Source organism: Amycolatopsis sp. NPDC104775 (genome assembly GCF_055583325.1).
Window position 1 is genome coordinate 392,863 of the sequence record NZ_JBVJOE010000003.1, and the last position, 11,687, is coordinate 404,549.

Genomic DNA, 11,687 nt, shown 5'->3' on the forward strand with positions numbered 1-11,687 from the left:
ATAATCATCGGCCCAATGGGGAAGATCGCCGGACAGATCGCGTGTTGGCGGTCACAAACTGCTAACGCGCTACTGTCCTCTACAGATATCTAGCAAAATCACTAGAGAGAATTAGGCAGCCGCATAGACCGGTAGTGAGGGGAAGATCCGCTCAGTCGCGGCCGAGCAGGTAGTGCCCGAAGTGCGGCACGGTGAAGGCGATCTGCCCGCGTTCGGCGGAGTAGACCAGGCCCTTCTTCATCAGGCTGTCGCGGGCCGGCGACAGCGAGGACGGCTTGCGCCCCAGGTAGACGGCCACATCGGCGGTGCCCGCGGCCTCGTCTCGACCCTGGGTCAGCTCGGCCATCGCGAGCAGGTACTCGCGTTCGGCGGGCGTCGCGCGTTCGTAGCGCGACCCGAAAAACCCGACCGCCAGCTCGGACTCCGCCTCCGGTGCGGCGACCTGCACGTCCTTGGCGGTGATCGGGTCGGCGGGTGCGGCGTCCCAGGCGGCCTTGCCGTAGGCCTGGATGAAATACGGGTAGCCACCGGACGCGTCGAAGAGCGCGTCGAGCGCCTCCGGTTCGATCCCGGCGTCCTCGCGTTCGATCGGAGCCAGCACCGCGTAGTCGGCGTCCTCCCGGCTGAGCCGGTCGATGCGCGAGTAGCGGAAGAGCCGTTCGGAGTACGACTTCGACGCCGACAGCACCGCCGGCACATGCGGCAGCCCAGCCCCGACCACGACCAGCGGCGCGCCGGACTGCGACAGTTCATGGCAAGCCGCGCACAGCGCCGAGACATCGTCCGGCTGCAGGTCTTGGATCTCGTCGATCAGCAGCGCAACACCAGTGCCGACGTCCGCGGCCAGCTCGGCGACGTCGGTGAACAGCTCGACCAGGTCGATTTCGATGTCGCCGGAATCCGCCCGGCCCTGCGCGGCGGGCACGTCGATGCCCGGTTGCCAGCGGTCGCGCAGTTTCGCGTCCGGCTTGTTCGCCTTGAGCGCGAACGCTTTCAGCACCCCGAGCACTTCCTCGACCCGGTCTGGCGCGCGATGCCGCACGGCGAGGTCGCGGATCGCCCGATGCAACGCCGCCGACAGCGGACGCCGCAGCTCCGCGTCTGGTCGTGCCTCGATCTTGCCCGCACCCCAGCGCCGCCGGACGGCCATCGACCGCAACTCCCCCAGCAGCACCGTCTTGCCGACGCCGCGCAGGCCGGTCAGCACAAGGCTGCGTTCCGGGCGTCCGCGGGCGACGCGTTCAAGGACGACCTCGAACGCTTTCAGCTCCCTTTCCCGGCCAGCCAGCTCGGGCGGCCGCTGCCCGGCACCGGGCGCGAAGGGGTTGCGGATGGGGTCCACTCTGTCACCGTATCGAGGTATCTAGAGCTAGCCCGATATTTGGCCATAGATACCTAGCGCGTGTTGCTCGGCGGACTAGCGCGGGTTGTGTCGAAGGATGGCCGGGTCTGCAGCCCCGTCCATCCTTACCCCCAGCGCACCCTCTGACGGCCCATTAGTCCGTCAGGTTCCGTTCCGCGTAGATCTTCATCGCGTCGCGGATGTACTCGGCCGTGCCGGGGCCGTGCTTCTCGTCGTACGAGCCGTACCGCGGGTCGTCGACATACAGCTGCCCGAGACCGGCGAAGTAGCTCTTCGAGACGGTCCCCGCGGCCGGGCGCAACCAGTTGTGCAGCCGCGCGGTGACCGCTTGCGTCTCGTCCGAACCAGCGTTATAGCCGTCCTTGCGGGCAGCTCCGAACGCCGCTGAGATGTCCAGCTGTTCCTGCTGGAATGCCTTCTTCTCGTCGTCGGACAGCGACCGCCACCACTGGTCGCCCTTGCGATAGGCGTCGGCGCCCCAGCGCTGGGTGACCTCTTCCTGGTACTGGGTGTGGTCGAAGCCGTCGAACATTTCCTCTGCCATCAGTCGTTCACCTCCCTTCAGTTTCGCCACCGTGGTCCGCACGGACTCGATCTGCCGCCCGATCCGCTGCTGTTCCCGCCGCAGCAGAGCCAGATGCGTTTCGAGCGCCGCGACCCCGTCGCGCTGGTCGTCGAGCACCTCGGCGATCGCGGGCAGGCCGAGGCCCAGCTCGCGCAGCAGCAGGATCCGCTGTAACCGGACGAGGGATTTCTCGTCGTAATAGCGGTAGCCGTTGCTGCCGATCCGCGTCGGCGGCAGGAGCCCGACGGCGTCGTAATGCCGCAGGGTCCGGCTCGTCGTGCCCGCGGATCGGGCGATGTCCTGGATCGACCATTCCGTCCTGACCACGGCTTCGACGGTAGAGGTTGACGCTGCGTCAAGGTCAAGCTCGAAAGCCGCTAGAGTTTTCTAGAGAAATCTAAGATTAACCCAATATTGGGCTAGGTATCGCTAGCCCGGTTCGGCGGGGCGCGGGGCGGGCAATCCCGGTTGTAGGTTCTTCTGCAGGGATTCCAGACCAGAGAGGGCGAGACCGTGATACTGCGCCGGGTGGCACGTCCACTGCTCGCGTCGATCTTCGTGTTCGGCGGCATCGGTGCCCTGCGTGACACCCAGGGCCACGCGAAGGCGGCCGAGCCGTTCCTCACCGAAACCTTCGACAAGGTCGAGGGCTTGGTCCCGGACCAGGTCCCGCGCGATCCGGCCACGCTGGTGCGGATCGACGCGGCGGTCAAGATCGGGGCCGGGCTCGCGCTGGCGAGCGGCAAGGCCCCGCGGCTGGCGGCGGTGGCGCTGCTCGGCTCGCTGGTGCCGACCACGCTCTCCGCGCACCGGTTCTGGCAGCTGACCGATCCGGGCGAGAAGCAGGCTCAGCAGATTCAATTCATCAAGAACGCGTCGCTGGCCGGCGGGTTGCTGCTGGCCGCGAGCGACACGGCGGGCAAGCCGTCGCTGGGCTGGCGAGCCCGGCGCGCGGCGAAGAAGGCGGGCAAGCGCGCCGACAAACTGGCCAAGCGCGCGGAGAAATCGCTCACCGACTGAACGCACGAAAAAGGCCGCCACCCGAGTGCTCGGGCGGCGGCCTTTCGCGCGTCTACTTCTCCAGGATCGCGGTGACGCCCTGGCCGCCAGCCGCGCAAATGGAGATCAGGCCACGTCCGGAGCCCTTTTCGTTGAGCAGTTTCGCGAGCGTCGCGACGATCCGGCCGCCGGTCGCCGCGAACGGGTGCCCGGCCGCCAGCGAGGAACCGTTGACGTTGAGCTTGCTGCGGTCGATCGAGCCGAGCGGCGCGTCGAGGCCGAGCTTCTCCTTGGCGAACGCCGGGTCCTCCCACGCCTTGAGCGTGGCGAGCACCTGGGACGCGAACGCCTCGTGGATCTCGTAGAAGTCGAAGTCCTGCAACGTCAATCCGGCGCGCTCAAGCATCCGCGGCACCGCGTACGCCGGAGCCATCAGCAGTCCCTCGTCGCCGTGCACGTAGTCCACCGCGGCGGTCTGGCTGAACGTCAGGTACGCCAGCACCGGCAGCTTGTGCGCCTTCGCCCACTGGTCGGTCGCGAGCAGGACGGTCGACGCGCCGTCGGTGAGCGGCGTCGAGTTGCCCGCGGTCATGGTGCCGTCCGGGCCGCCGTAGACCGGCTTGAGCTTGGCGAGCTTCTCGACCGAGGAATCCGGGCGGAGATTCTGGTCGCGGGCGAGCTTGAGGTACGGCGTGACCAGGTCGTCGAAGAAGCCGCGGTCGTAGGCGGCGGCGAGGTTGCGGTGGCTGGTCGCGGCCAGTTCGTCCTGCGCCTCGCGCGTGATGTCCCAGACCTTCGCGGTGAGCGCGGCGTGCTCGCCCATCGACAGCCCGGTGCGCGGTTCGGCGTTGCGCGGGATTTCCGGGACGATGTAGCCGGGCCGGATCTTCGCGACCAGCTTGAGCCGGTCGGCGAGCGTCTTCGCCGCGTTGAGCTGCACGAGGATCTGCCGCAGGTGGGGGTTCACCGCGAGCGGGGCGTCACTCGTGGTGTCCACGCCGCCCGCGATCGCCGAATCGATTTCCCCGAGTGCGATCTTGTGTGCGACGTTGATGACTGCCTGCAAACCGGTGCCGCACGCCATCTGGACGTCCGCCGCCGGGGTCGCGGGCGAGAGCTTGCTGCCCAGCACGCTTTCCCGGGCGAGGTTGAAGTCCTTGGAGTGCTTGAGCACCGCGCCCGCGGCGACCTCGCCGATCACCTCGCCCTGCAGCGAAAACCGGCTGACCAGACCGTCCAGCGCGGCGGTGAACATGTCCTGGTTCGATGCCCGCGAGTACGGGCCGTTCGACCGGGCGAAGGGGATCCGGTTCCCGCCGACGATCGCGACCTTGCGCACCGCTGGGGATTTCCTGGTCGCCATGGGCGTCCACCTCTCTGAGTCGTCCCTTTCACACTGTAACCTACTAGCGAGTAGGTTAGACTGCGACGTGACGCAGACTGCACGGGAGGCACGTGATGGCGGACAGGTACCAGCAGTTCACGAAAACCCCGCTGGGGAAGTTCGTGGTGCCGAAGCTCGGCCTGCCCAACCCCGCGACGTTGCGCCGGTACCGTCCCGGCCAACCCGCTCTCGAGGGTCCCGCACTTCTCGGGGCCGCGCCCGGCGGACGGCTGGAGAAAACCGTCCGGGCGCAGCTCACCGAGGCCGGCATCGAGGTGCTCAGCGCGCCGGCCGACCGGCACGCGGCGCTCGTTTTCGACGCCACCGGCGTGAAGGACCCGGGACAGCTGCGTGAGGTCTACCGGTTCTTCCACCCGGTGATCCGCAAGGTGGGACCGTCGGGCCGGGTGGTCGTGCTCGGCACGCCGCCGGAACTGGCCGAGGGCCGCGAGCGGATCGCGCAGCGCGCGCTGGAAGGGTTCGTCCGCTCGGTCGGCAAGGAACTCAAGCGCGGCGCGACCGCCCAGCTGGTGTACGTCGCCGAAGGGGCCGAGGAAGCGGCCGAGTCGACGCTGCGGTTCCTGCTGTCGGCGAAGTCGGCGTTCGTGGACGGCCAGGTCATCCGCGTCGGCACGCACGCGAAGACCGCGCCCACGCCGGAGAACTGGGAAAAGCCGCTGGACGGCAAGGTCGCGCTGGTCACCGGTGCGTCGCGCGGCATCGGCGAGGCGATCGCCGAAACGCTCGCCCGCGACGGTGCGCACGTGGTCGCGCTGGACATCCCCGCGCAAGGCGGCGATCTGTCCACTGTGGCCAATCGAATCGGCGGTTCGGCGCTGCAGCTGGACATTACCGCCGTCGACGCCCCGGCCAAGCTCGCCGAGTACCTCACTGAACGGCACGGCGGCGTGGACATCGTGGTGCACAACGCTGGCATCACCCGCGACAAGACGCTCGGCAATCTGACCGAGGGCGGCTGGGATTCGGTGATCGCGGTGAACCTCGCGTCGCAGCTCGCGGTGAACGACAAGCTTCTCGGCGACAAAATCCTGCGCGAAAACGGCCGCATCATCGGGGTTTCCTCGATCGCGGGCATCGCGGGCAACGTCGGCCAGACGAACTACGCGACGTCGAAGGCGGGCGTGATCGGGATGGTGAACGTCGGCGCGCCGCAGCTCGCGGAGTACGGCGGCACGATCAACGCGGTCGCACCCGGGTTCATCGAGACCAAGATGACCGCCGCGGTACCGCTGTTCATCCGCGAAGCCGGACGGCGGCTGTCCAGCCTCGGCCAGGGCGGGCTGCCGGTGGACGTCGCGGAAACCATTGCCTGGTATGCCAATCCGGCGTCGGCCGCGGTCAACGGGAACCTGGTCCGCGTGTGCGGCCAGGCGTTGCTGGGGGCGTGAGGGATGGCCGTCCGTGAAGTGACGAGCGCGCCAAGCCTGGCGACGCTGTACCCGAAAGCCCTGCTGCGCCGAGGCGGCGGCTCAACGCTGCCGACCACTGAACTGGTGCGTCCGGAGGTCGTCGTAGACCCGGCGCATGTCGCGGCCTACAACGAAGTCTGCGGATTCCGCTACTCGGACGAGCTGCCGGTGACGTATCCGCACATGCTGGTGTTCGGACTGCAGATGGCGTTGATGACCGAGCCGGGTTTCCCGTTCCCGCTGCTGGGTTTGGTGCACGTCGAGAACCGGATCACGCAGCACCGTCCGCTGCTGCTGGGCGAGACGTTCCGGGTGAGCGTGCACGCGGAAAACCTGCGCCCGCACGAAAAAGGCAGCCAGTTCGACATGGTGAGCGAGGTCCACTCCGGCGCGGACACCGTGTGGAGCGAGGTGTCGACTTATCTCCGCCGTACTGGCTCGGGCGGCGGGTCCGCTTCGCGTCCCCAGTTGACGCCCCCGAAGCCGTCCGCGCTGTGGCACGTTCCGGGCGACATCGGCCGCCGCTACGCCGAGGTCTCCGGCGACCGGAACCCGATCCACCTGCACTCGCTGACCGCGCGCCTGTTCGGCTTTCCGCAGGCCATCGCGCACGGGATGTGGACGAAGGCGCACGCTCTGGCGTCCTTCGAGGGTCGGCTGCCAGACGCGTACAGCGTGGCAGTGCGGTTTAAGCAGCCGGTGCTGCTGCCCGGCCGAGCGGCGTTCACGACCTGGCAGACCGACGACGGGTGGGCTTTCGAGCTGTGGCACGCCCGGAAGCCGAAACCGCACCTGGACGGGGTGATCTCAGCCCTCTGAGGGCTTCTCGTTTCGGTACTCAAGGTACTGCTCGGGATGGATGGCGGCCGATGCGTGAAGTACGAAAGTGACGACGTGGTGCCACTTTGCCCGCCGTCCGAGTTGAGCCTCAACGCGAATCTCGCGATCTAAGTTCTGGAAACCCGGCGGAGCGGAGTCGAACTCAGCGAATATCTGAGTGACGCTCCGACCGGGAACAGCGAACGTTGCTGGGAGGTCCGCATCGTTTTCCCCGCGGAGCCGGGGACGCGTTCTCTCCCACCTCAGAGGGCTCATCACCGGTTCCCCCAGCACCACGACGCGGAGGTCTCGAACGACGATTGGCAGTGCACCGGTGTTGTGCAGAACCAGCGGGATGAGTACCGACTGCCCGCCGTCCCTCTCTGGGCCGGAGGCAAAGGTGTGCGGCGGGAAGGTCTTCAACCGGCCAGGCCGCGCGTTGAGCCACCAGAACGAGAAAACCGTGAACACCAACGCGCAGATCGAGACCGCCAGAGCCACGCCGCTCACTCTGAGGGCTTCCAGACCTGCCCCTCGACGAGGTCGTTGAACCCCAGCCACACCAGGTTCATCAGCCACGAGGCGAGCACGCCGTCGGAGATCTCCGGGTGGTCCAGTGCCCAGTCGGCCAGCGATTCCGCCGCGCCGACCAGCGCCGCGGCCAGGCCCGGCCCGGAGAACTCCGTCTGCTCGCCGAGGCCCTTGCGCGTGCCAGCGGCCACCACGAGCGCCGCGACCAGCTCGATCGCGCGCGTGCGCATCGCGGTGATCTCCGCCGCGAACCCGCCGCCGACCGTCAGTGCTTGGCGGTGCAGCACGGTCCAGGATTCGCGGTACTCGGCGACGAAGCGGTAGAACGAGCGCAGACCGTGCCAGAGCTGCATGTCCGGCGGCAGATCGGGCTGCACGCCGGCCTGGATGGCTTCCAGCAGGCGGGTCGCCTCGCGCTGGATGCTCTTGCCGAAGAGGTCTTCCTTCGAGCCGAGGTAGGTGTAGATCATCGGCTTGGAGACGCCCGCGACCTCGGAAATCTCGTCCATCGACGCCGAGTGGTAGCCGTGCTGGGAGAACACCTGCACCGCGGCGTCCAGGATCTGGCGTTCACGGACCGCCCTCGGGAGCCGCCTCGCTCGCTCGGGTGGGCGCTGATTCTCGTCGGACACGGTGACTGTTTCCTCCCTCTCGCTGGCACGGACGGTACCCGGCCCCAGGTCGGCGACGTTGCTTGCCGCACTACCTACTCGCCGGTAGCCTTAGTGCGGAGAGTTCCGGAAGGGGTGGAAGATGGCCGACAACCCGGAGGCGACCAGCTCTGACCTGGCCGGCCTGCGCGGGGTCGCGCTGCTGGACGCGCTGGACCGCACCGAGGCCGTCGACGCGAGCGCGCTCGACGTCAACGCGGTCGCGGACGCCATCGACCCCCGCGAGCTGGGCCGCTCCGACATGAACCGGCTGCTGAAGGCGCTGGTCCGGCTCTCGGAGCAGGTGCCGGCGTTCTCGCTGGACAAGGTCGACCCGACGAAGTTCGCCACGCTGGTCGCGCGCGCGTCGAGGGCGCAGCTGGAGGCCGTGGTCGCCGAACGTCCGCTGCGCGAACGAGTGCTGGACGAGATCTTCGCGCGCATGGGAGCGCACATCCGTGCGAAGTCGCTGCGCGCGGTGGTGCACTGGCGGCTGTCCGGCGGCACCGGCGAGGGTGGTTACGACCGCTACGAGACGGTGCTTTCCGACGGAACCTGCACGGTGTCCCGCGAAATGCGCGAGAAACCCCGCGTGACGATTACGCTTTCGCCCGTGGACTTCTTCCGCATCATCACCCACCAGGCCACGCCCGCGGTCCTGTTCGTGACCGGGAAGCTCAAGGTCAAGGGCGACCTGGCCTTCGCGGCCGGGCTGGTCGGCCACTTCGACCTCCCCCGACCGGCCTGAGCCGCTCCGGTGTCCCGCTGGCGCTCGCGCATGCGTGCCGCGCACTCACCCGGTGAGCACGCGGTGAACGGTTTCGCCCGCACTCTCGAGGTGGGCAAACTGACGCCGGAGCAGTTCGTGCAGGTCCTGGAGACGCTGCACATGCTCGGCACCGCCGGAGCCGGCATCGACATCGCCTCGCTGACCACGCAGTCCTTGGTCGATGTCGTCGCGGCGGCTTCGCGGGAGCAGCTGAAAGGCATCGCCGACCACGACGAACTGCGCGCGGTGTTCCTGGACGAGATCTTCCGCCGGATGTCGGAACACTTCCGCCCGGAACGCGCCCGGCACGTGGATATCGTGGTCTCCTGGCGCTTCCCGGCCGGCGACGATTTCGACCGCTACCAAACGGTCATCGAGGACGGCCTGTGCGTGTCGAGTACCGACCTGGCCCGCACCCCGGACACGACGATCACGGTGGCAGTGGAGGACTTCATCCGCATGGCGACCGGAACCGCGGCCGTGGCGGCGATGTTCGTGACGGGGAAGGTGAAGGTCAAGGGAGAGTACGCGCCAGCGGTGCGGTTGTCGGGGTATTTCGACATTCCTAAGCCGACTGGGGCGGACTAGCCCGCGGCTTCGAGGCTCATTTCCCCACGCGCCAACGGCATCAGGTAATTCTCCGACAGCCACCGCACCACCGGCACGCACACCGCGTCCCCGAAGCCGAACAGCGCCTGGTTGTTCCGCAGCCCCTCCAGCGCGTACTTTCCCGCCCCCATCAGCCGGGCGTACTCGCGCGGCGTCATCCAGCGGACCCGCACCGCCCCCCGGCCTGCCTGCACCACTGCCTGCTTAGACGACCCGCCGCGTGCGGTGCGCAGGCAGCCGGAGATGTCGTCTGGCCGGACTTCCCATACCGGCTTTCCGTTTCGGGTGCGCCGGTAAGCCGTGCGGTACACCAGCTTCTTCCCCGCTTTGAGCTGCGTCAGCCGTTCCAGCTGGAGCGGTGACAGCGACCCGATGAATCCCGAGGTCCGAAGCGGATTCCACCAGCGTTCGTCGTCGGCGGGCAGGCGTTCGACGGCTGCGGACAGGCCGGTGACCAGCAGTGGCGGAGGTGTGGGCAGGGCGGCGCGATGTGTCCGCAAGGAAGGGTCGAGGGTCAGCCAATCCGGGCGGAGCGGTGACGGGGCTGGCGAGTCGGACGGCGGGTTTTGCGCGCCGACGATGAACAACCGCGGCCGGGACTGCGGGACGAATCGCCGGGCGTCCAGGGTCAGGACATCGGCGGAGTAGCCGAGACGGTTGAGTTCTCCGATCGCCGCGCGGAGGTCTTCGCCACCGTGGCTCGTGGCTAGGCCGACGACGTTTTCCAGTGCCACCACCGGCGGACGGTCCGGGCCCAGTTCGTCGAGGATGCGGGTGAATTCCCAGAACGTCGACGAGTGCGAGCCGGCCAGGCCGCGGCGCCAGCCGGCCAGCGAGAGGTCTGTGCAGGGGAAGGACGCCCAGGCCAGGCTCAGGCCAGCGGGCAGGTCCGCACCGCGCAGGGCGGCGACATCGCCTAGTACGTACTCGTGCGTGCCCCGGTCGTTGAAGTGTGCCTCGTACATGGCCTGTTTCGCCGGTTCGATGTCGTTGGACCACGCGACGTCGAAACCGGCCGGTTCGAGGCCTAGGCGCACGAGACCGATGCCCGCGAAGAATTCCGCGGCGGTGGGCTGACCCGGTAGAGGCATGGCGCCAACATTAATGGGGCCGGCGTTCCTTCACGGTCTCGATCACCCGCGACGCGGCGACATCGGTCGCTTCGTGTTCCCAGATTCGCACCGACAGCCAGCCCGCTTCGAGCAGCAGTGCGTCGGTATTCGCGTCTCGGCGGCGGTTGGTTTCGATCTTGGTGCGCCAATAATCGGCATTGTTCTTCGGCCAGGTGCCGTGTTCGGGGCAGCCGTGCCAGAAGCAGCCGTCCACGAAAACCGCCACCCGGGCGGGGCCGAACACCAGGTCAGCCTCGCGGCGGACGCCTTTCACCGGACGGCGGTGCACTCGATAGCGGTACCCGGCGGCGTGCAGGATCTTGCGCAGCGCCATTTCGATCGAGGTATTGCGGGACTTCTGCCTGCTCATCCGGGCGCTCACCGCGGAAGTCGTTTCCAGCCGCTCCACGGGAGTCATTGTGGCAAAGACTCAGCCTTCCACGATCCGGCCTTCGATCACCGGATGGCTCGCCGGCCGCGGTTGTTCGGCGACGACCTCGCTGTCCACCACCATCACCGGGCCCCGGCGCTGGTTGGCGTACCGGATCGCGCGCTTCTCCGCGCGGCGCAGCCAGAACCGCCGGGCGATCGAGCGCGTCGGCGGCGCCAGGATCAGCAGGCCGAGCAGGTCGCTGACGAAACCGGGGACCATGATCAGCACGCCGCCGAGCGCGACGAGCATGCCGTCGGTCAGCTCTTTCTCCGGATTGCGGCCGGACTGCGCGGTCGCCATGAACGCGCGCATCGCCTTGCCGCCTTCGCGGCGCGCCAGCCACGAGCCCACGAACGCGCCCGCGATTAGCAGAGCGATCGTGCCGAGCACACCGACGACCGAGCCGACCGCCCAGATGGCGGCGACTTCGGCGAGGACGTAAAGCAGGAACACGACAGCCATATCCACTCAACGATCGAGTACCGGGTTTTGCTCCCGGACCGGGATAAGCCCAGGTCAAAGCATGTGCAGGAACGCCGACACCTCGCGTGGCGAGCGCAGCAGCACCTTCCGCGCCGACGGAGCTTCGGTGGCGATCCGCTGCAGCATCCGCGGACGGCGGGTCGGCCACCTCCAGATCCACTGGACCAGCTCGGCGTCGATCTTCGACACGCATCCGGCGGCTTGGGTCTCCTGGCCCCATTCGCGCACCTGCCGCCGCACGACGCGGGACAGGCAGACGTAGCGGGAGGCGTCCAGCAGCACGATGGTGTCGGCGAACGGCAGGCGCAGGTCGAAGGTCTTGCTGTAGTTGCCGTCGATCACCCAGCTGTCCGTGCTGACGGCTTCGGCCACCGCGGCGCGGAACTCCTCCGGTGGCGCGGGAACCCAGCCGGGACGCCAGTAGAGCCGGTCCAGATGGGTGACCGGGATGTCCAAGGCCGCGCCGATCTTCCTGGCCAGGGTGGATTTTCCGGCCCCGGAACATCCGGTGACCATGATGCGTCGCCCCATGCCGGGGAG

The 11,687-nt window shown here is 68.2% G+C and carries 14 protein-coding genes; 5 read left to right on the forward strand and 9 right to left on the reverse strand.

Translation table 11 applies throughout. The features are described 5' to 3' along the window. Window positions 1-151: 151 nt before the first annotated feature. A complete protein-coding gene (locus tag ACZ63D_RS16140; RefSeq protein WP_465355081.1) occupies window positions 152-1,342 on the reverse strand; it encodes an AAA family ATPase in 1,191 nt (396 codons plus the stop codon). Between the two features lie 154 nt (window positions 1,343-1,496). Further along, entirely contained in the window at window positions 1,497-2,255 is a 759-nt protein-coding gene (locus ACZ63D_RS16145; protein WP_465355082.1) for a MerR family transcriptional regulator, read from the reverse strand. 186 nt (window positions 2,256-2,441) lie between these two features. On the opposite strand from ACZ63D_RS16145, the gene ACZ63D_RS16150 reads away from it, so the two are divergent. Further along, window positions 2,442-2,948, forward strand: a complete 507-nt coding sequence (locus ACZ63D_RS16150) for a DoxX family protein (protein ID WP_465355083.1) — start codon at window positions 2,442-2,444, stop codon at window positions 2,946-2,948. A gap of 52 nt (window positions 2,949-3,000) precedes the next feature. On the opposite strand, the gene ACZ63D_RS16155 is transcribed toward ACZ63D_RS16150, so the two are convergent. Then, complete coding sequence (locus tag ACZ63D_RS16155; protein WP_465355084.1) at window positions 3,001-4,290, reverse strand: acetyl-CoA C-acetyltransferase; 1,290 nt, start codon at window positions 4,288-4,290, stop codon at window positions 3,001-3,003. A gap of 95 nt (window positions 4,291-4,385) precedes the next feature. On the opposite strand from ACZ63D_RS16155, the gene ACZ63D_RS16160 reads away from it, so the two are divergent. Both ACZ63D_RS16160 and ACZ63D_RS16165 read left to right on the forward strand, forming a co-directional pair. Beyond that, window positions 4,386-5,720 carry a 3-oxoacyl-ACP reductase gene (locus ACZ63D_RS16160; RefSeq protein WP_465355085.1) on the forward strand — a complete coding sequence of 445 codons (1,335 nt, stop codon included), beginning with the start codon at window positions 4,386-4,388 and terminating at the stop codon, window positions 5,718-5,720. Between the two features lie 3 nt (window positions 5,721-5,723). After that, window positions 5,724-6,560, forward strand: coding sequence for a MaoC/PaaZ C-terminal domain-containing protein (locus ACZ63D_RS16165; RefSeq protein WP_465355086.1), 837 nt, complete (start codon window positions 5,724-5,726; stop codon window positions 6,558-6,560). Here the strand turns inward: ACZ63D_RS16165 and ACZ63D_RS16170 are convergent. Together ACZ63D_RS16170 and ACZ63D_RS16175 are read right to left on the reverse strand one after the other, a co-directional pair. Then, window positions 6,549-7,061: a hypothetical protein gene (locus ACZ63D_RS16170; RefSeq protein WP_465355087.1), complete on the reverse strand. Its 513-nt coding sequence runs from the start codon at window positions 7,059-7,061 to the stop codon at window positions 6,549-6,551. The two genes, ACZ63D_RS16165 and ACZ63D_RS16170, sit on opposite strands and share 12 nt — an antisense overlap. 5 nt (window positions 7,062-7,066) lie before the next feature. Then, window positions 7,067-7,723: a TetR/AcrR family transcriptional regulator gene (locus tag ACZ63D_RS16175; protein WP_465355088.1), complete on the reverse strand. Its 657-nt coding sequence runs from the start codon at window positions 7,721-7,723 to the stop codon at window positions 7,067-7,069. A gap of 121 nt (window positions 7,724-7,844) precedes the next feature. On the opposite strand from ACZ63D_RS16175, the gene ACZ63D_RS16180 reads away from it, so the two are divergent. Further along, window positions 7,845-8,489: an SCP2 sterol-binding domain-containing protein gene (locus ACZ63D_RS16180; protein WP_465355089.1), complete on the forward strand. Its 645-nt coding sequence runs from the start codon at window positions 7,845-7,847 to the stop codon at window positions 8,487-8,489. A gap of 30 nt (window positions 8,490-8,519) precedes the next feature. After that, window positions 8,520-9,098, forward strand: a complete 579-nt coding sequence (locus ACZ63D_RS16185; RefSeq protein ID WP_465355090.1) for an SCP2 sterol-binding domain-containing protein — start codon at window positions 8,520-8,522, stop codon at window positions 9,096-9,098. Here ACZ63D_RS16185 and ACZ63D_RS16190 read toward each other — a convergent pair. From ACZ63D_RS16190 to ACZ63D_RS16205, 4 genes are read right to left on the reverse strand one after another with little or no spacing between them, the layout of a single operon-like run. Further along, the gene (locus ACZ63D_RS16190; RefSeq protein ID WP_465355091.1) at window positions 9,095-10,210 is read right to left on the reverse strand and encodes a DNA cytosine methyltransferase; all 1,116 of its coding nucleotides are present in this window, start codon (window positions 10,208-10,210) and stop codon (window positions 9,095-9,097) included. The two genes, ACZ63D_RS16185 and ACZ63D_RS16190, sit on opposite strands and share 4 nt — an antisense overlap. A 10-nt stretch (window positions 10,211-10,220) precedes the next feature. Continuing rightward, the gene (locus ACZ63D_RS16195; RefSeq protein ID WP_465355092.1) at window positions 10,221-10,649 is read right to left on the reverse strand and encodes a very short patch repair endonuclease; all 429 of its coding nucleotides are present in this window, start codon (window positions 10,647-10,649) and stop codon (window positions 10,221-10,223) included. A gap of 12 nt (window positions 10,650-10,661) precedes the next feature. Continuing rightward, a complete protein-coding gene (locus ACZ63D_RS16200; protein WP_465355093.1) occupies window positions 10,662-11,126 on the reverse strand; it encodes an FxsA family protein in 465 nt (154 codons plus the stop codon). A 54-nt stretch (window positions 11,127-11,180) separates the two neighbouring features. Beyond that, complete coding sequence (locus ACZ63D_RS16205; protein ID WP_465355094.1) at window positions 11,181-11,678, reverse strand: P-loop NTPase family protein; 498 nt, start codon at window positions 11,676-11,678, stop codon at window positions 11,181-11,183. Window positions 11,679-11,687: the final 9 nt, after the last annotated feature.

Bases quoted from the DNA above. Each gene is read 5' to 3' on its own strand.
- ACZ63D_RS16155 (WP_465355084.1), bottom strand. From the start codon at position 4,290: ATGGCGACCAGGAAATCCCCAGCGGTGCGCAAGGTCGCGATCGTCGGC.
- ACZ63D_RS16160 (WP_465355085.1), top strand. From the start codon at position 4,386: ATGGCGGACAGGTACCAGCAGTTCACGAAAACCCCGCTGGGGAAGTTC.
- ACZ63D_RS16165 (WP_465355086.1), top strand. From the start codon at position 5,724: ATGGCCGTCCGTGAAGTGACGAGCGCGCCAAGCCTGGCGACGCTGTAC.
- ACZ63D_RS16180 (WP_465355089.1), top strand. From the start codon at position 7,845: ATGGCCGACAACCCGGAGGCGACCAGCTCTGACCTGGCCGGCCTGCGC.
- ACZ63D_RS16185 (WP_465355090.1), top strand. From the start codon at position 8,520: ATGCGTGCCGCGCACTCACCCGGTGAGCACGCGGTGAACGGTTTCGCC.
- ACZ63D_RS16190 (WP_465355091.1), bottom strand. From the start codon at position 10,210: ATGCCTCTACCGGGTCAGCCCACCGCCGCGGAATTCTTCGCGGGCATC.
- ACZ63D_RS16195 (WP_465355092.1), bottom strand. From the start codon at position 10,649: ATGACTCCCGTGGAGCGGCTGGAAACGACTTCCGCGGTGAGCGCCCGG.
- ACZ63D_RS16200 (WP_465355093.1), bottom strand. From the start codon at position 11,126: ATGGCTGTCGTGTTCCTGCTTTACGTCCTCGCCGAAGTCGCCGCCATC.
- ACZ63D_RS16205 (WP_465355094.1), bottom strand. From the start codon at position 11,678: ATGGGGCGACGCATCATGGTCACCGGATGTTCCGGGGCCGGAAAATCC.